At 58.9% G+C, this 15,131-nt stretch carries 18 protein-coding genes and 2 pseudogenes; 13 read left to right on the plus strand and 7 right to left on the minus strand.

The window, feature by feature from the left end; translation table 11 throughout:
- Nucleotides 1-334: 334 nt before the first annotated feature.
- The 3 genes from ACEN84_RS02005 (at nucleotide 335) to ACEN84_RS02015 (ending at nucleotide 2,738) form a co-directional block, all read left to right on the plus strand.
- On the plus strand, nucleotides 335-1,249 hold the full coding sequence (locus ACEN84_RS02005) for a hypothetical protein (RefSeq protein WP_413708974.1): 915 nt from the start codon (nucleotides 335-337) through the stop codon (nucleotides 1,247-1,249).
- A 125-nt stretch (nucleotides 1,250-1,374) separates the two neighbouring features.
- Nucleotides 1,375-1,587 (plus strand): hypothetical protein, encoded by a 213-nt coding sequence (locus ACEN84_RS02010; protein ID WP_112720355.1) that lies wholly within the window; start codon nucleotides 1,375-1,377, stop codon nucleotides 1,585-1,587.
- Between the two features lie 335 nt (nucleotides 1,588-1,922).
- Nucleotides 1,923-2,738, plus strand: coding sequence for a DUF1206 domain-containing protein (locus tag ACEN84_RS02015; protein ID WP_413708975.1), 816 nt, complete (start codon nucleotides 1,923-1,925; stop codon nucleotides 2,736-2,738).
- A 648-nt stretch (nucleotides 2,739-3,386) separates the two neighbouring features.
- Here ACEN84_RS02015 and ACEN84_RS02020 read toward each other — a convergent pair.
- On the minus strand, nucleotides 3,387-3,632 hold the full coding sequence (locus ACEN84_RS02020) for a DUF6894 family protein (RefSeq protein ID WP_354541183.1): 246 nt from the start codon (nucleotides 3,630-3,632) through the stop codon (nucleotides 3,387-3,389).
- A gap of 357 nt (nucleotides 3,633-3,989) precedes the next feature.
- Between ACEN84_RS02020 and ACEN84_RS02025 the strand changes: the two genes are divergently transcribed.
- The 3 genes from ACEN84_RS02025 to ACEN84_RS02035 all read left to right on the plus strand — a co-directional run bounded on the left by ACEN84_RS02025 (nucleotide 3,990) and on the right by ACEN84_RS02035 (nucleotide 5,517).
- Nucleotides 3,990-4,208 (plus strand): hypothetical protein, encoded by a 219-nt coding sequence (locus ACEN84_RS02025; protein WP_413708976.1) that lies wholly within the window; start codon nucleotides 3,990-3,992, stop codon nucleotides 4,206-4,208.
- 522 nt (nucleotides 4,209-4,730) lie between these two features.
- On the plus strand, nucleotides 4,731-5,027 hold the full coding sequence (locus ACEN84_RS02030; RefSeq protein WP_413708977.1) for a PRC-barrel domain-containing protein: 297 nt from the start codon (nucleotides 4,731-4,733) through the stop codon (nucleotides 5,025-5,027).
- A gap of 88 nt (nucleotides 5,028-5,115) precedes the next feature.
- Complete coding sequence (locus ACEN84_RS02035) at nucleotides 5,116-5,517, plus strand: response regulator (RefSeq protein WP_112720350.1); 402 nt, start codon at nucleotides 5,116-5,118, stop codon at nucleotides 5,515-5,517.
- A gap of 56 nt (nucleotides 5,518-5,573) precedes the next feature.
- Here the strand turns inward: ACEN84_RS02035 and ACEN84_RS02040 are convergent, their stop codons facing one another.
- Nucleotides 5,574-5,933 (minus strand): response regulator, encoded by a 360-nt coding sequence (locus tag ACEN84_RS02040; RefSeq protein ID WP_112720349.1) that lies wholly within the window; start codon nucleotides 5,931-5,933, stop codon nucleotides 5,574-5,576.
- Nucleotides 5,934-6,295: 362 nt separating this feature from the next.
- Between ACEN84_RS02040 and ACEN84_RS02045 the strand changes: the two genes are divergently transcribed.
- Entirely contained in the window at nucleotides 6,296-6,475 is a 180-nt protein-coding gene (locus ACEN84_RS02045) for a hypothetical protein (protein WP_112720348.1), read from the plus strand.
- A gap of 22 nt (nucleotides 6,476-6,497) precedes the next feature.
- On the opposite strand, the gene ACEN84_RS02050 is transcribed toward ACEN84_RS02045, so the two are convergent.
- Nucleotides 6,498-7,037, minus strand: a complete 540-nt coding sequence (locus tag ACEN84_RS02050) for a response regulator (RefSeq protein WP_112720347.1) — start codon at nucleotides 7,035-7,037, stop codon at nucleotides 6,498-6,500.
- 350 nt (nucleotides 7,038-7,387) lie between these two features.
- Here ACEN84_RS02050 and ACEN84_RS02055 point away from each other — a divergent pair, with 350 nt between their 5' ends.
- The gene (locus ACEN84_RS02055) at nucleotides 7,388-7,831 is read left to right on the plus strand and encodes a PPC domain-containing DNA-binding protein (RefSeq protein ID WP_148194894.1); all 444 of its coding nucleotides are present in this window, start codon (nucleotides 7,388-7,390) and stop codon (nucleotides 7,829-7,831) included.
- Nucleotides 7,832-8,072: 241 nt separating this feature from the next.
- Here ACEN84_RS02055 and ACEN84_RS02060 read toward each other — a convergent pair whose 3' ends face one another.
- Nucleotides 8,073-8,459 carry a hypothetical protein gene (locus ACEN84_RS02060; RefSeq protein ID WP_246777734.1) on the minus strand — a complete coding sequence of 129 codons (387 nt, stop codon included), beginning with the start codon at nucleotides 8,457-8,459 and terminating at the stop codon, nucleotides 8,073-8,075.
- A gap of 66 nt (nucleotides 8,460-8,525) precedes the next feature.
- Here ACEN84_RS02060 and ACEN84_RS02065 point away from each other — a divergent pair.
- The 3 genes and pseudogenes from ACEN84_RS02065 to ACEN84_RS02075 all read left to right on the plus strand — a co-directional run.
- Nucleotides 8,526-8,685 (plus strand): annotated as a pseudogene (locus tag ACEN84_RS02065) (protease); the annotation flags it as partial.
- Between the two features lie 176 nt (nucleotides 8,686-8,861).
- The gene (locus ACEN84_RS02070; protein WP_165402771.1) at nucleotides 8,862-9,032 is read left to right on the plus strand and encodes a hypothetical protein; all 171 of its coding nucleotides are present in this window, start codon (nucleotides 8,862-8,864) and stop codon (nucleotides 9,030-9,032) included.
- A 553-nt stretch (nucleotides 9,033-9,585) separates the two neighbouring features.
- Nucleotides 9,586-9,972 (plus strand): DUF6894 family protein, encoded by a 387-nt coding sequence (locus ACEN84_RS02075; RefSeq protein WP_413708978.1) that lies wholly within the window; start codon nucleotides 9,586-9,588, stop codon nucleotides 9,970-9,972.
- Here the strand turns inward: ACEN84_RS02075 and ACEN84_RS02080 are convergent.
- On the minus strand, nucleotides 9,969-10,679 hold the full coding sequence (locus tag ACEN84_RS02080) for a Crp/Fnr family transcriptional regulator (protein ID WP_112720396.1): 711 nt from the start codon (nucleotides 10,677-10,679) through the stop codon (nucleotides 9,969-9,971). The genes ACEN84_RS02075 and ACEN84_RS02080 overlap by 4 nt on opposite strands.
- A gap of 406 nt (nucleotides 10,680-11,085) precedes the next feature.
- Here ACEN84_RS02080 and ACEN84_RS02085 point away from each other — a divergent pair.
- Together ACEN84_RS02085 and ACEN84_RS02090 are read left to right on the plus strand one after the other, a co-directional pair.
- Nucleotides 11,086-11,270 (plus strand): annotated as a pseudogene (locus ACEN84_RS02085) (hypothetical protein).
- 151 nt (nucleotides 11,271-11,421) lie between these two features.
- Nucleotides 11,422-11,835: a BA14K family protein gene (locus ACEN84_RS02090; protein WP_112720345.1), complete on the plus strand. Its 414-nt coding sequence runs from the start codon at nucleotides 11,422-11,424 to the stop codon at nucleotides 11,833-11,835.
- Between the two features lie 80 nt (nucleotides 11,836-11,915).
- On the opposite strand, the gene ACEN84_RS02095 is transcribed toward ACEN84_RS02090, so the two are convergent.
- Both ACEN84_RS02095 and ACEN84_RS02100 read right to left on the minus strand, forming a co-directional pair.
- Nucleotides 11,916-13,970, minus strand: coding sequence for a response regulator (locus ACEN84_RS02095; protein ID WP_413708979.1), 2,055 nt, complete (start codon nucleotides 13,968-13,970; stop codon nucleotides 11,916-11,918).
- A gap of 98 nt (nucleotides 13,971-14,068) precedes the next feature.
- Entirely contained in the window at nucleotides 14,069-15,127 is a 1,059-nt protein-coding gene (locus ACEN84_RS02100) for a sensor histidine kinase (RefSeq protein ID WP_112720344.1), read from the minus strand.
- Between the last annotated feature and the right edge of the window lie 4 nt (nucleotides 15,128-15,131).

A 15,131-nucleotide genomic window follows, 5' to 3' on the forward strand; every position in this document is an offset into this window, starting at 1 on the left:
AGCTCATGAGCGATTTGAGCGGTCGGAGGGGATGTCCGTTATACAATTGGTTGACGACGCCCGCAGATCCCGACCGTTGGCGCTACGAGGGCGGCAGTGGCGCGCTTTTGGCCCCCACTCGACATTCGCTTGTGGGCTGGCGCTTGTCTGACGTGACCTTCAACTGTGATCTTCCAAGTCGCGGTTGGAACAAACAACGCTTTGCGAAGTTACGACCCCGCTAGTCATTTTTTCAGGAGGTTTTAAAATGGGTCGTGGACTATTGCTCTGGTTGCTTGGGATCCCCCTGCCAATCGTCATTCTTCTCGTACTGTTCATGCGATAGGAGCGGCTGATGGCTCTTGGCTCCGAAACCGGCACCGGGCTCGTTCCGGTCGAATCGGCAAAATCAGCGATCTCCTGGGGTCCAATTATCGGTGGGACGGTCGCGTCGATCGGCGTGACGCTGATGCTTCTTCTGCTCGGTACAGGGATGGGCCTGACCATGGTGTCTCCGTGGTCGGGCGAGAGCAGCTCGGCCGCGACCGTTGGGATTTCCGCAGCGATCTGGCTGGTCGTCGTGCAGTGGCTCTCTTCGGCCCTTGGCGGATATCTAACGGGGCGCCTGCGTACGAAGTGGGCTGTGGTCCATACCGACGAGGTCTTCTTCCGCGATACAGCGCACGGCTTCCTCAGTTGGGCACTGGCGACGATCTTCGTTGCCGGATTCCTTGCTTCTTCTCTCGCATCGCTTGCGGGCGCTGGCGCAAGCGCAGCCGGTTCTGTCGCGACCGGCGCCGGGATCGCGGCGGCCGCGCCTGCAGCATCCGCCGCATCCGCTAGCGATCTGTCGACGGGTTATTTCACTGATGCTCTTCTTCGCCCGGCCGAGGCCGGTGCCAGGGCAAAAGAGGACAACGCGGCGGCGACTGCGGAAATCTCGCGCATCTTGATGCAGAGCGCCGCGAAGGGATCGGTTTCCGATAACGACAAGGCCTATACCGCAAGCCTCGTTGCCGCACGTACCGGCTTGTCCGAACAGGATGCGCGCAACCGGGTTGATATGGTGCTCAAAGAGATCGAAGATGCGAAGGTTGCCGCGCAGGCTGCCCTCGACAAAGCGCGAAAGAGCGCGGCAACAGCCGCTCTTGTGGGAACGATTTCGCTGCTAGTCGGCGCCTTCATCGCATCGGCTGCGGCAGCACTTGGTGGCCGCCAGCGTGACGAAGAAGAGGACTTAGTGCGCACGACGCGCGGCCCTCTCGTCTGAGTGCGCATTGAAAAGCCGGCAGCGCTCACGCGCTGCCGGCTTTTTGTTATCAAACGTACAGACACCCTCCGTCGTCTCATCTTGGTATAGCATAGGCGCATGCAAGGCGGAGTTGTCGTGCCATCATGCCACCGATAAAAAATGCCAGGCTTCTGATCCTATTGGAAGGATTGAACCAGACAGAGTACATCTCGCCGCCGAGTGGCGTTGGGCTGAAAACCGGCCTGCGAGCTGTCGAACTGGGCCTCGTCCAATGGAACGACGACGTTAAAGCTGCGCGGTTCAAGCTGACGAAAAAAGGGCTGGGCTACCGGTCGCGCTTTGCAAAAGCCATCTAATCATCATGTGTCCCGTCTGGATGAAACTGCCTGCATCGTTGCGCGAAGTGCGGCATCCAAGACTGCGCGGCCAGGCAGCAATCGGGCCAAGCGGGGCTGTCGACATATTCGCGCCCCTTCCCCGCCGCCCTCGATCAAAGTCTGACGCAAGTCGTCGTCGCTCAATTGGTGCTCCCGCTTTCTGTAGAACCTGGATATAGGCCGTAGACCGCGAACGGTAAGCCCCAGACGCTGCAGTCGTTGCGGAGAAGCTCTGGTGGAAAAAGCGCGACCGAACTCATGATGCCGTTGCGCGTTATGACGTGACAGCATTTGTAAGCCAGGAGCAAACAAAAATGAAAAATCACGTCCGGTTCGCGCTTCTGGCGAAAGCTGGCTATGCGGCACGGGGTCTCGTCTTCCTTCTCGTCGCGGGACTGGCGCTGTTTTCGGGTCTCACCGGCGGCACTCCTGAGACGAAATCAGCACTCTCAACGCTGCTGCAGCAACCTTTCGGCCGCGTGTGGGTCGGCCTTATCGGGGTCGGATTACTGGGCTTTGTCGCATGGCGACTCGCACAATCTTTGGCCGATGCGGATCGGCATGGGCGCGACGTAAAGGCAATGATCATTCGCTCAGCCCTGTTTGGCAGTGCGATAACCTATATCGGTCTTGCTGCCTATGCACTCGGTCACGCCTTTGCGGTCGGCGGCACGAGTGGAGGTTCTGGAGAAAAGGGCTTAGCGGGATGGATCATGTCGCAGCCATTCGGCTCCTACCTAGCGATCGCCGTCGGCGTCGGTTTCATTTTTGGCGGGGGCATGACCGCGCTCAAGGGTGTCACCGGAAAGTTCAGGCGTTACATCAGGCTGGACGAAGGGTCTGCAGCTTCATGGATTTGTATCTATGGTCTGCTCGCACGTGGCGCAGTCTTTGCGGTCACAGGCGTGCTGTTCGTTTTCGCTGGCATCCATGTTAATCCTGATGAAGCGGGGAGCATGGCCGACGCCCTCGAATGGGTCCGCCACCTCCCGTTCGGCGGCATCCTTTATGCGGCAGTCGCAATCGGTCTGGCCGCATTCGGCATCTACAATTTGATCGAGGCGCGCTACCGGATCGTGCGCAGCCCATCGCTTAAGGACGTGACGAAGTCGATTCCGAGCACTCGCTGAGCAAAAAAGGGTATGAGCTATAGCCCGTCATCTTCGATTAGACGCGCAAGCTCGGCCGGACTGCGAATGCCAAACTCATACCATCCGATGAGCTCTCGGGCCTTAAGGCTGCTCGCGTCATCGGTGATTGCCAAGCCACGGCGCGCGCACCAACCGCGCAGGACGCGATCGATACAGTCGACATCCTCCTCGACCAGAGGCGCCTTCGGCCAACAGGTGGTGTTCATGTTCCCCTCATCGGCGTCAGATCGCCAAGGTCCACGATAGGCGAAAGTTCAAGGCGCACAAGCGGTTTACGGCCAAAACTCACAGCTGGTTGAAATCGTACAAACCGTTGTCGACCGGCGGTCCGCAGTTCCTTCCCTCCGTACCTCCCTTCAAGACTGAAGCAGATCGGCCCTGCTCGGTCCTGCCGCATGGGGAATGGAGTGTCTTTGAAATCCAGCGGGCGTGGGCTTGACGGTTTATCGCCGATTTTCCTGCCGTTTTGCAATGTCGAGCCAACAATCGTGAGGGCAACAGCCTGATAGCTTCGGCAACAACGTGAACGACCGAGTTGACTGAATCGGGTTGGATCTTCGCCTCCCCGATAGGGGAAGACGTCAAAGACAGGCTGAGAAAGTCGCTAAGAGCTTGAATGGAGCAGGATCAGGAAAACCTGACCGCATCTTTAAAGGGCACGACCCGCACCACAGCTCCCGTTTCGTCGGTGATCTCGAAGCTTTGTCCATCGACAAGCTTGCCGAGCCTTACAATTTCACTCAGGAGTTCGCGAGCGCCTGTCAAGGCTTCCTCGACCGCGGCGTCGAGATCTGCGAGCTCGGTGCCATCGGGATCGGCGATATAATCGTCACCGTTGCGGATGTTGAAGAAAAATCGGGGCATGTTCACCATTCTCGGGAGCTCGTTTCCATAACCGTCGGTGCGCGGGATTTGTTCCGGGAACGTCCCCTGGCGGCGCCGGTGACTTCAATTTGGCCCATCGAAGTGGGAACCCTCAGGAGATGGCGGAGTTAAGACAGGGGTCGAACGCGAGCTCGGTGATGAGGAACGCGTTTACTCAAGCCCCTAGCGGAGATACCCGCGATGATGAGCGGCCAGCAGCCAGTCAGCACGATAGGCACAGGCCACCGGTTTGAGACAGCTCACATCGCGGAGAACAACCATGTCCGGCCGCTCTACGTCTCAGTCCCGGATAGATCGGTATAAGGCTCCCGGGTTCCAAGGTAGATAAATCGAAAGGCGCTATCAATGACAGACCCAAAAAATCAAGGTTCGCTTGACGTCGACGGCGAGGACGTCATCGACGGCAATACCGGAGGTCAGCCAGCCGACCGCGGCGACGACGGGTTTAAGTTCAAAGCCATGCGTGAGGCTGTGCGTCAGCGCTCCGACGGTCTCATCGTAACATCAGACCTCGAAGATCATGAGGAACGCGGGGCGGCGCCTGGAACGCGCGAACAGGACTAGGGACTGTCATTAATCGGTTGTCGATCGGCGGCGGCTGAATCAGGCGTCTTTAGGGAAAAGGCCGTTTGTCTGACCCGTCAGCATTTACGAGAGGCCAGATCATCACAAATGGGTCCTGTCCAGTCGTCTGGCGGGCCGGTGACGTCACCCTACGCCTAGGTAGCTGATGGTCGTGGCGCACCTTCATTGCGGCCAACGGTGGACGGGTCCGACAACGCGGCGCTTGTGAATTTCAGATAATCTGGTCTGCGCCTCATATGCCCTTGCTGGGGCTGAGCCTTCCATTTTCATCGATGACAATGTCCGCCTGGTCCAGGTCACGCGGAACATGCTTTTGTTGCCAGCAGCCGCCTGAGTAACAGCCAGGACCACTCCCAGGATTAAGAACCGTCCGAGGTCAACGTCGCAGAAAACGCATTGCCCTGATGAGTGCCGAATACCGCTTCTAGCCTGACCAAATTCGCCATGGAACAAAGCCGACGCGATAAGGGTTCATCCAACGCAACCTAAGGAGATGCAATTATGGACCATGCAAATCATGTCCGGCTGACCGCCGACGAGCTGACACCAGCTATTCTTGAAGGCGCTACCGTTTATGGCGCCGACGATCACAAGATCGGCAAGGTTGATCATGTTCACGGAAGCGGCACGGCGACCAGCGTTGTCATCGATGTGGGTGGTTTCCTTGGAATAGGCGCCAAGCCGGTGTCGGTGCCGGTCGGTGATCTCGAATTCATGCGTGACGAGGACGGCGACGTGCACGCCCTCACCGCCTGGACGAAGGATCAGCTGAAAGAGATGCCTGAGCACCGAGATTGACGGGCGGACGCGCCGACATGCTGGCCGCAGGGTCGGCGCGGTAGCTGTGCAGCCGATGAGAGCCCTATGTGCTTGAAGGGAGTGCGACATGGCTTACAACGTGCTTATTGTCGAAGACCAGCCGCTGATTGCCCTCAATCTTCAGGATACGGTCGAAGAGCTTGGACACCGCACGATCGGCATCGCCAGCAACATGTACCAGGCACTGATGCTGTCTCATGATGCGGAGTTGGCGCTCGTCGATGTCAACCTGGAGGATGGCCCGACCGGACCAATTCTCGGAAAGACGCTCGTCGATGCGAACGTCACCGTCCTGTTCATGACAAGTGACCCCGGCGCGCTACGTGGCGGCGTGCCGGGCGCGATCGGTGTAATGCAAAAGCCGGTGCCCGACAGGGATCTCGGCGATGCGATCCGCTATGCTGCGGATCGTCGCAGCGGCAAGGATAATACCTCCGTTCCCAGAGGCCTTGTTCGGTTCCACGCGTGATCCAAATCCAGTCATTTGCACCATCGCACCGCACCACAAATAGTTCATGACGCCTGCTAGGCCGCAACGGGACCGGAAACGGCGGCCTTTCTGAGGCTCGCAGAAATTCGCGCGTCGCTGAACGGCTTGGCAACGATATCGATACAGCCGGATAATCCGCTTCCCACTTCTTTAGGGCTGCCAGTCACGAAGATGACCTTGATATGAAAGCGGTCCATAAGCCGGCGGCCAAGAGCTGAGCCGCTGGCACCGTCCGCCAGGCCGAGATCGACAAGCGCCGCCTCGGCGCGCGGAGCGTGGGCAAGAGCCTGTTCCAGCGTGACAACCGATCCTATGACTTCGTGCCCGGCGTCGCGAACGATCCGCTCCAGCTCAAGAGCGATGATTGGCTCATCCTCGATAATCAAAACACGCATTGATCCCTCCTACGATTAGTCCAGCAAATAGGTCGGGTTTAGAAAATGACCACGAAACCACACGGTTTTTTGATTGAAAACAGGCGGTTGGTACGGTTTCGTACCGGATCGACGGTCTCGTCCGCATGGTCCGTCAGGAAGCGTGGAACCCAACTTGCACCATCTCGTTAGCTTTGAACTGTGATGAGTGGCGGCCATGCACGGTTGCGACAAGAAAGTGCCGAAAACGTCTTTGCACAGCTTGCACATCGAAAGCGAACAGTAACTGACATTCGCCGCGCTTGACCAGTACGCTGCGCGTGACACAGGCGCAACCAGCGCCCGGCTGACAGAAGGCGCGAGTCTATTCAATGGAGAAAAAAATGTCCGAATCTTCGAAGCCCGCCGTGCGGGGAATGCTTCTTTATCTCGGCGCGCTTCTTTCACTGGGCCTGATAGCTGGCGTGATCTTTACCCTCTCTGGCAGGCCTTCGAATCCTTCCGTGCAGTCGGCGGGCGAAACCATTCCTGAAGCGACAGCACTACCACAGCAAGCGAAATAGGCAGTTTTCGTCTTCACCGAGTTCAGGCGATGAGCTTCAGCAACTCCAGTCCCGCCGTCGGCTTAGCGACAAAAGTCACGCCGGCCTCGACATCGTCGTGCGAAAGCTTCACGAGACCTGAGGTCACGATAACCCGGGTCGCTGGCCATTGCGATCGGACCCGCGCAACCAGGCCGAGGCCATCCATACTGCCGGGCATATCTATATCGGTGTAGAGGGTGTCGATCTGGTTGGTCTTGAGTAGCACCAGCGCCTCGTCGGCATTGGCAGCTTCAAGCGTCCGGTAACCGGCGCGGTCGAGGAAGTCGACAATATCGAAGCGCAGGCGGCTTTCGTCCTCGACGACCAGGATACTGCGCTCAGCCATGTCCTCGATCGCGGCAGGCGCGCGCACGCGATCAAGCACTTCGCGACCATCTGGCGATGCCTGGGTATGCTCAAGAAGCTCGCGTTCGAGCACCGCCTGGTGCCAATGGAGATCATCCTGCCCGAAAGGCCGGCCGGCCTGCTCCCATAGAGAATAGGCGCGTGCGGCGATCCACTCACTTCGATTACCGGTCATTGATCGATCTCCCTCCGTCTGCGGCGGGCAACGAACGTATTGCGGGTGAACTTGGTTCCATAGCCGAGCCCAAATTCTCCCGAACTGGCGCCTTCCGTACGGTTTCAGACCGGATCGATCGCTTCAGCTGCCAGGAAGCGACCATGCAAAAACGCTTTTGTCATTTCGTAAAGCCACCTTGCGCTTTCCTCGCGCCCAAGGTCGATGAGGCAATTGCGTTCGAAGGGCGCGGTGGCATGTGCCGCCCAGTTTCTGGCTTTGCTCGGATCGTCCCACTGCTGGAACTCCCTTCTGATGCCAAGGGTTAATGCCACACTCGGCAAAGGCCGATCTATGAAGGAGACGATATCATGAAAAGCAAGGATCTCGGCGATACCAATCCCTGGAGCGAACGCAACTGGGTTGCTGTCGTCGCCGATGGCGACGAGGCTTTCCAGGCCATCACTCGCTTTGCGGAAGATAAGCGCATCGCAGGGGCGTCGTTGACCGCGATTGGAGCATTCAGTTCCGCCACCCTCGGTTTTTTCGATTTCACGACACGCAGGTACAAGGAGATTGTGGTCGACCGGCAGGCGGAAGTATTGAGCGCGATCGGCGACATCGCGATCGGAGACGACGGTCATGCAAGCCTGCATTTGCACGTCGTTCTCGGTTTCGAGGACGGTTCGACCAAAGGCGGTCATTTCATAAGCGGTATCGTTCATCCGACATTCGAAATCGTCATCCGCGAGAGCGCAACCGGTTTCCGCCGCCGCAAACACGACGACCTCGGGATCGCCTTGATCGACCTTTGAGTGACAAGACCGCGGAGCGTGGCGGCGGGGTTTTTGATCCTGTCCTGCGTTGTCTACGACAAGGGTCACGCAGCCCATCTGAACAAACTGGCCGCTTCCGGCGCGTCGCGGATACTTCGATCCGAAGCGCTTAAACTATGCTCGAGCGGAGGAACATTGCTGCGCCGATGACGGCACGGCCGCTCCGGCATCGACAGTTGCCGGCCGGCAAGCCTGAACTCTTACCGGTCGACGCCGTCACTCACGATTGAAAGGCCGGACCGACAGGATAGTCTGGATGAAGCGCATGGAATGTCGTCATAAGGGCGAGAGCGCGTGTGACCACGTCTTTCGCGAGTTCAGGATCATTGACGGCAAGATCACTCGCGACTGAGGACAGTGCTTTGCCGACCGATGCCATAACCGTCTCGAGCCCATCGTCCCCCTCATCGGCTGCCCAGCGTGCATTTCGCTCCAATGTGATCGCCAGCCGCTCCAACAACGCCTGCTTTTCCGCCACCCCCAATGTCGCGAATGTCTCTTCCGTCACCAGCAAATTCGTAGTTCCTCTTATGGACGCGGGCGGTAAACGCACATCAGGAAAAAAAGATGCACTCAAGTGCGCGTCGGCAGAAGGGTTGCGGAACATCGCAGCCGCTTGCTTGTTAGTGCTGCGACACTTCTGTCACAACTCACAAAAGACGGAACTGAAGCCATGACCCTTGCCGGGAAGAAGATCGCCATTCTCATTGCGCCGCGCGGGACGGAAGAGCCGGAATTTGTCAAGCCGAAGGTGGCCGTGGAGGCGGCAGGTGCGGCCGTAACGGTCATCGGCATCGAAACGGGAAAGGGCCAGACGAACAACAGCGATCCGGTCCCCGATGGCAGCTATCAGATCGACAGCGTCGTTGCGAAGATCGTCGAAGAATTTGCAGAGGGCCGCCATTCCGAACAGGCCCGCGGCGCCTGATAGGCTTAATTGCGCTGCCGGGAGCGACGGACGAGCGAGTTCGCCGCCTCGCGCCTGCGTCGGTGGAAAGGGAGTTTTGAGATGACGGAAGACAACAAGAAGCAAGCAGAGCTGCCGGAAACAAGCCCTGGCTTGGAGCCACCGATCAAGGAATCAAGCGAGCAGCGCGGCATGGCGCCCCGGCCGGATGAGAAAGAAAAGCTCGTGCCAATCGGCAAGTCTGGCTTGAGTGCTGGCAAGCCCGATCGATAAGGCCGACGGGAGCAAAACCCGGTCCCAGTGGTACCTTGTGAGGCGGATACCCGCCCTGTCAAGATCGAACGGCGGGCTTCCTGACCCGGTTCCGATTTCTGACGAATACTATGCAGCATCCCATCTTTCAGCATGGGGTCGGTGGTTCGCGCCTCAGTGTCCTCCTCGAACTCCGGGTGCGGATTCCCGCTGCGAGAGTGAAGTCGCTCGATCTTGCGACAGGAAAAATTGTACTGCGCGCGAGATCCAGGACATCCGACCAATACATCTACTCCGTCATTGCTTGCTGCCCGACGGACGACTTCCACGTGCCGGAACGGGAACTGGACGGGCTCAATCGCCGGGCCCGTAAGATTATCTTTCATGACCGGGTCCGAAAGCGGTCGAGGACATGCTTGCCCGCGCCATTCTAGAGGAATGAGGCGAGGAAGACCTGATAAACCAAGTCGAAAGACGGCGTCGCGCCGCATATCGGGCGAAGCTGACCCTATCGCCGAGGAAAAAGGAGGCGACACCCGTCAGCCCGCCACTGACGGCGACGCGTCGAACTTGGATGGCTGACAAGAATGAATGCGCGCCGGCTTTCTGGAGTAAACCCAAGCAGATCGCACTCATCGCAGTGCCGAAGCTGCGCCAAGACGATCGCGGCAGGAAAATGGTGGAACCGGTACCTTCGATCGCCGTTGTCACACGAAAGGAGACCGGCATGCGCTACTTTTTCAACGTCAAATCAGAGGCTTTCGACGAGATCGACAAGGAAGGCAGCGACTTTCCGGATGTTGCCGCAGCTCACCAGGAGGCGGTTCGTTCTGCGCGCGAAATGGTGGCTGAACTGGTTCTTAACGACGACCGCATCGACGGCATGCGTTACGAGATCGCCGACGAAGCAAACGAAGTCGTTGCGACCGTGTGGTTTCGCGACGTCCTCAAACTGGACTAGCTTGCTTCGCCAATCAGACGTTCGAATTCTTCTTCGGGGATACCGTAGGAGCCTGCTGCATAGGCTTCGAGGCCTTCACGATCAAGGACTTCGATTGCACCACGCGTTGATCTTATCAGGTGAAGTCCCTCCAGCAGGTGAAGACCGGTTGTGACGCCCGGCCTTCGCACGCCAAGCAGCAGCGCGATGTAGTCGTGCGTGATCTCCATGACGTCGGCGCGTAGCCGGTCGTGACACATGAGGATCCAGCGCGCCAGCCTCTGTTCCAGCCGAAACTTCGCATTGGCAAGCGAGGTGTAGGATACCTGCGTGGCAAACACATGCATGTACTTGATGAAAGGTATCTGCAAGGTCGAGCTTTGGAGAGTAGCCTTCCTCATGTGGTCGATGGGAATCCGGTAGCCGGATCCGGCAACATGCATTTCGATCAGATAGGGGACCTCGTTATCGCCGATAATTGTCGCGGTCGGTACAAAGCCCTCGCGCCCGAACATCCCGGCTTCCGTCGCGGTTCCAGTGGCGGCCACGGCAAGCACCGAGCCGATGCCGCTCTCGGGGAAATAGACGTGCTCTAGCGTCTTGCGCGGTTCGGCGATCCGGAATGCACTCGTCAGTCTTACGGGTTCGAGATAAGGTTCAAGCAGACCGAAATCCTCTGCTGTCAGTGCCCTTAGCATTTTATTTCTCAGGTCGCTTTGCTTTACCATATCCGCCGGTCTCATTGTTGGCATCAGTTTGACGATGCCGATCCTGTCTATCATCCGGAGAAATTGGGGTTCGCCAGCCGAACGGCAAGGTGCGGAGAAGTCCCTCCAACCAAGGGCCCCCGGGAGGTATTGGGCCAACGAAAGTTTGCAGCTGCCCCCGGGGACCGCCGCACATAAAGCAGCGACAGCATCAGATGGCCTCACCTGGGCGCCTCAAATCCAGGCAAGGAGACTATAATTTGCGCGGCAAATCAGGAGAATGAACGTGCCCATCCAAACGGCAAAAAATTATCCTGATCAGGCACTTGATCATTTTCCGCACTGCAACATCTGCGCGAGAAACGCCTTTCTCTCCACCGTCGTCGACGCGCTGGGGCGGTCCCCGTATCTTACAGGAGTTTGCAGAATGGAATATGTCGAGCCGAGGAACGTAACCAGCGATGCTTTAACGCGGGTTTGGTCCGTCGCCAATTTTGCGACCGGCATCGCATCGACGACAGGGAGCGGCAGCGGCTGTTGGAACTGTTCGGATCTTTTGCAACTGCAAGCGAATTGCTTCACAACGCTCGGCGCGAACCCAAATTCAGATAATCGCACGCTCGATCGACGGCTTTCAGGTCTGCCGCGTTGCTCACCTTATCATCGCCGTCCCAGGGATTTCGCCGTTTTCACAGTTTCGTGTGCTGGGAACAACGTCTGGCGACGACCGTTCGCCTTTCGTTGACCTTTGAAGGATCCGAGAATGAAGACAATTGCAAAACCATTGCTATTTGCTGCCCTCAGCGGCGCACTGACCGTGACGACGATGTTTCCCGCTGCGGCGATGCCGGTTCCGGTTGTGAAGCAGACACAGATCAGCAACCTAGAAGACGTCCAATTTCGCCGCCCCGTGAGGCGTGGATGGTATAATGGACATCGCGGTTATCGCTCGTACCACCGAGGCTATCGCCGCCATAGCGACGGTTTCTGGTACCCGCTTGCCGCTTTCGGTGCCGGGGCAATCATCGGCGGCGCTCTCGCGGCGCCCCGAGCCTATGCAGGTTCCAGCCGCCATGTGCAGTGGTGCTCGGAGCGCTACCGCACCTATCGTGCATCCGACAACACCTACGTGCCGCGCGCTGGCGTGCGCGCCGAATGCATTTCCCCGTACAACTAGTGCCAAAGGAGGCCGCCTGACACCAGGCGGCCTTTCTTGCCTCAGGGCCTGCAGGAGATCCTGAACCCTGAGCTCTCTGGCTACGTTTTCAACACACTGTCCAAGCGGACGACGTTGGCTGATTGGGCGATCCTTGATCGCTCCGCCGCCAGGGCTGCTGCCAGGTCTTCGGTCCGAAACGGTTTGGCGACGACCGGCCGCGTCACTTCGGCTCCTGATTCCAGCTTGTCGCTGTAACCGGTCATCAACACGACAGGAAGGCGGGGATGGCTGTGTCCAATCGTTTCGGCAAGCTCGATCCCGGACATCTGCGGCATCATGATGTCGCTGACGATGGCTTCGACTTCTGGATGACGATCAAGGATTTCGAGCGCCTCAGCGCCTCGCCCGGCCGTGAAGATCGTTGCGACGAGACCTTCCAGCCCCAGACGGACCGACTCAAGCGATGCGGGCGTGTCGTCGACAATCAGGATGACTTTGGCGAGTTCTGCCGATGAAGGCTTAATCTGTCTGGAGGTCTTTGGCGCATCGGATTTCGGCAGAAGGAGTGTAAAGGCGCTGCCATGTCCGAGCAGGCTGGAGACCTTGACCGCGCCTCCGGCTGCCAAGGCGAAACTATGAACTTGAGTGAGCCCGAGACCGGCCTGGCCGTTTTCCTTTGTCGAGAAGAAGGGCTCGAACACCCGCACCAGGTTTGCCGCGTCGACGCCCTTGCCTGCGTCTGTGACAGTCAGCGCCACGAAGGCGCCACGAAGCCGCGCATCTTCCAGGCCGGCCTCGGCGACATTCCTGGCCGAGATCGTCACCCTTCCTCCATCCCGCATCGCTTCCCTGGCATTGGTCAGGAGGTTGATAAGGGCAATCTCAAGCCCGGCCGGATCCACGTGAACGGGCCAGAGGTCATCATGGAGTTCAAAATCCAGCGTGACCGTGTCATTAAGAGCCTGGCGAAGAAGCGGTTTGATGGCAGCGAGTTTCTCGTCGAGTTCGACATGCGTCGCACCCTGGTTGGATCGCCTGGAAAATGACAAAAGGCGTTGGGTGATCGCCTTGCCTTTGGTGACGCCGTCGGCCATGTGGCCGAGCAAAAGCGTAACGCGCTGCTCGTCGCCTCTGCGCCGCTTGATGCCTTCGACCCCCGACTGGAAGACCATCAGGAGATTGTTAAAGTCATGAGCAGCCTGCCCCGTAAGCTTGCCGAGTGCGTCCATTCGCTGCCAGTTGGCCATGCTCTCGCGTTCGCGATTTCGCGCATCGATTTCCCGCAGCAGCAGGAATGCCGCAGCGCCTGACAGCAACAGCGTCACGCATGCGCCAGCAATCAGCAGCATCCAGGCCTTGTTGGCCAGTCGATCATATTCTTCGGCGGGGATGCCGACCCTCACGCGCCAGGGTGTCTCTGCAAGTCGTGCCTCGGCAGCCCTGAGGGTCCCCCCGGACGCCAACACTGCGTTGCCAAAGCTGCTGCCGGTAAAACGTGCGAATTCGTCGCCGGGCCTGCCTGAGAGTGCGGGCGCGCCGGTCGATGCAACCAGCCGGTCTTGCCCATCGACGATCCATGCCGGCCAGGTGCCGGGAAGACCGGTCGCGGCCAACAGCTCGGTAACGGTCTGCGGGCCGATCACCGCGGAAAGCACAGCCTGAAGCTTGCCTCTTCTTTCGATGGGGACCCGGATAGCGAAAGCCGCCCTGCCCTTCGGACCGACAACGACGTTCCCAATGACCGGCTCGCCTGTCTTGAGTAGCCTTTCGTAACTCTCGACATCAACAATACGCCGGCTTGCCGATGCATCCAGGGGCGGAAGCGAGAGAACGACATTACCGTCCTGGTCTGATACGCGGATCTGCTGCCATCCCGGCACCCGTTCACGCAGCCGGCGCGCCGTCTCTGCAAAGCTTGAGCGAGAAACCGGAAGATCGAACCTTGGCGAGTCGGCGATCACTGACAGGAGCTGTATCTGGGTATTGAGCTCGCGCTGGACCGTCGTGGCGATCGTGTCGGCCCGTAACCGGACGTCATCATCGAGCGACCGTCGTTGCTCGGTCACGAAGAACCACTCCATTCCCGCGGCCAGGATGATGACCGGTATGAGGGAGGCGCTGAGGAGAAGGAGCGCTGGCCGGACTTTGTTCAAGCGATTTCCCAGATGTTATTCGGCAACGGTTATGACATATGCGAGCAAGCCAAACTTGCAAGCGGGGGCAGACTGCGGACTGCCGGCTGCATTGCCAGTTATTTTATCAGGCCTGACGCAGGAATTTCGAGTGAAATCGAAACGCCGTCGCCGGCCCATTTTCGCTCGATTGCCGCATTCAGACCTTTGAGCGCGGCTCTTTCAAGCGTCGTCCCGAAGCCTTCCCGATCCGTCGGACCAGTCATCTCGGGCGAGCCTTGCTCGACCCACCTGAGATGAAGGACACCCTCGGACATAGAAACGTCGATCGAAAGCTGTCCCGAGGGCGTGGAAAGCGCGCCATACTTGGCGGCATTCGTCGTCAGCTCATGGAGAAGGAGCGCGAGCGAGGTCAGCGCGTTACCGCGCAGCGGAGCGTCCGCTCCGCTGATCGCGATATTGGCTTTCTGCCTGTTTTCATGGGGAGCAACGATCGCTTCCAGGAGCGCCTTTACGGTTGTATCAGCCCAGCTGATCCCGTCGCCGCTTCCAAGTTCGGGCAGCGTCAGGTCATGAGCGCTGGCAAGTGCCTGTATGCGCGACCTGAGGTCGCTCTCGAGGTCGGCGGCGCTGGTGGCCGACCGGGCGCTGAGCGAGATCAGCCCGGCCGTGATGCTGAACAGGTTCTTGACCCGGTGATTGATCTCCCGCAACAGCACGTCCTTGTGCCCGGCTGCTTGCCTGAGAGCCTCGGCCTGAAGGGCGAGCTCGTCCCTTTGCGCTGCCAGCTGTTGTCGCTGACGATAGAGTTCGACGAAAACCTCGGCCTTGCTGCGCAGGATGTCTGGCTCGATGGGCTTTTGGATAAAGTCGACCGCTCCGGCCTCGTAGCCCCGAAACCGGCGCTGTCCGTCTGTCGTACCAGCGGTCACGAAGATAATCGGGATGCGCCGGGTCCTTTCGTTTCCACGCATCAGCTCGGCGAGCTCGAAGCCGTTAAGGCCCGGCATCTGCACGTCGACCAGCGCCAGCGCTACATCGTTTTGCAGCAGGATCTCCAGCGCCTGGTCGCCTGATCGGGCCTTGAGAAGCAGGAGGTCGTCGCGCCGCAGCAGCGCCTCTAGGGAAAGCAAATTTTCCTCAAGATCGTCGACGAGGAGAAATGGGACGGGCGCCAACAAG

The sequence above is a fragment of the Rhizobium sp. Rhizsp82 genome (assembly GCF_047325115.1).
Classification (GTDB): domain Bacteria; phylum Pseudomonadota; class Alphaproteobacteria; order Rhizobiales; family Rhizobiaceae; genus Rhizobium.

Coding starts and splice junctions, on each gene's coding strand:
- ACEN84_RS02005 (WP_413708974.1), top strand. CDS start 335: ATGGCTCTTGGCTCCGAAACCGGCACCGGGCTCGTTCCGGTCGAATCG.
- ACEN84_RS02070 (WP_165402771.1), top strand. CDS start 8,862: ATGACGGAAGACAACAAGAAGCAAGCAGAGCTGCCGGAAACAAGCCCT.
- ACEN84_RS02090 (WP_112720345.1), top strand. CDS start 11,422: ATGAAGACAATTGCAAAACCATTGCTATTTGCTGCCCTCAGCGGCGCA.
- ACEN84_RS02080 (WP_112720396.1), bottom strand. CDS start 10,679: ATGGTAAAGCAAAGCGACCTGAGAAATAAAATGCTAAGGGCACTGACA.
- ACEN84_RS02045 (WP_112720348.1), top strand. CDS start 6,296: ATGTCCGAATCTTCGAAGCCCGCCGTGCGGGGAATGCTTCTTTATCTC.
- ACEN84_RS02050 (WP_112720347.1), bottom strand. CDS start 7,037: ATGACCGGTAATCGAAGTGAGTGGATCGCCGCACGCGCCTATTCTCTA.
- ACEN84_RS02060 (WP_246777734.1), bottom strand. CDS start 8,459: ATGTTCCGCAACCCTTCTGCCGACGCGCACTTGAGTGCATCTTTTTTT.
- ACEN84_RS02030 (WP_413708977.1), top strand. CDS start 4,731: ATGGACCATGCAAATCATGTCCGGCTGACCGCCGACGAGCTGACACCA.
- ACEN84_RS02035 (WP_112720350.1), top strand. CDS start 5,116: ATGGCTTACAACGTGCTTATTGTCGAAGACCAGCCGCTGATTGCCCTC.
- ACEN84_RS02055 (WP_148194894.1), top strand. CDS start 7,388: ATGAAAAGCAAGGATCTCGGCGATACCAATCCCTGGAGCGAACGCAAC.
- ACEN84_RS02075 (WP_413708978.1), top strand. CDS start 9,586: ATGGCTGACAAGAATGAATGCGCGCCGGCTTTCTGGAGTAAACCCAAG.
- ACEN84_RS02015 (WP_413708975.1), top strand. CDS start 1,923: ATGAAAAATCACGTCCGGTTCGCGCTTCTGGCGAAAGCTGGCTATGCG.
- ACEN84_RS02010 (WP_112720355.1), top strand. CDS start 1,375: ATGCCACCGATAAAAAATGCCAGGCTTCTGATCCTATTGGAAGGATTG.
- ACEN84_RS02025 (WP_413708976.1), top strand. CDS start 3,990: ATGACAGACCCAAAAAATCAAGGTTCGCTTGACGTCGACGGCGAGGAC.
- ACEN84_RS02040 (WP_112720349.1), bottom strand. CDS start 5,933: ATGCGTGTTTTGATTATCGAGGATGAGCCAATCATCGCTCTTGAGCTG.
- ACEN84_RS02020 (WP_354541183.1), bottom strand. CDS start 3,632: ATGGTGAACATGCCCCGATTTTTCTTCAACATCCGCAACGGTGACGAT.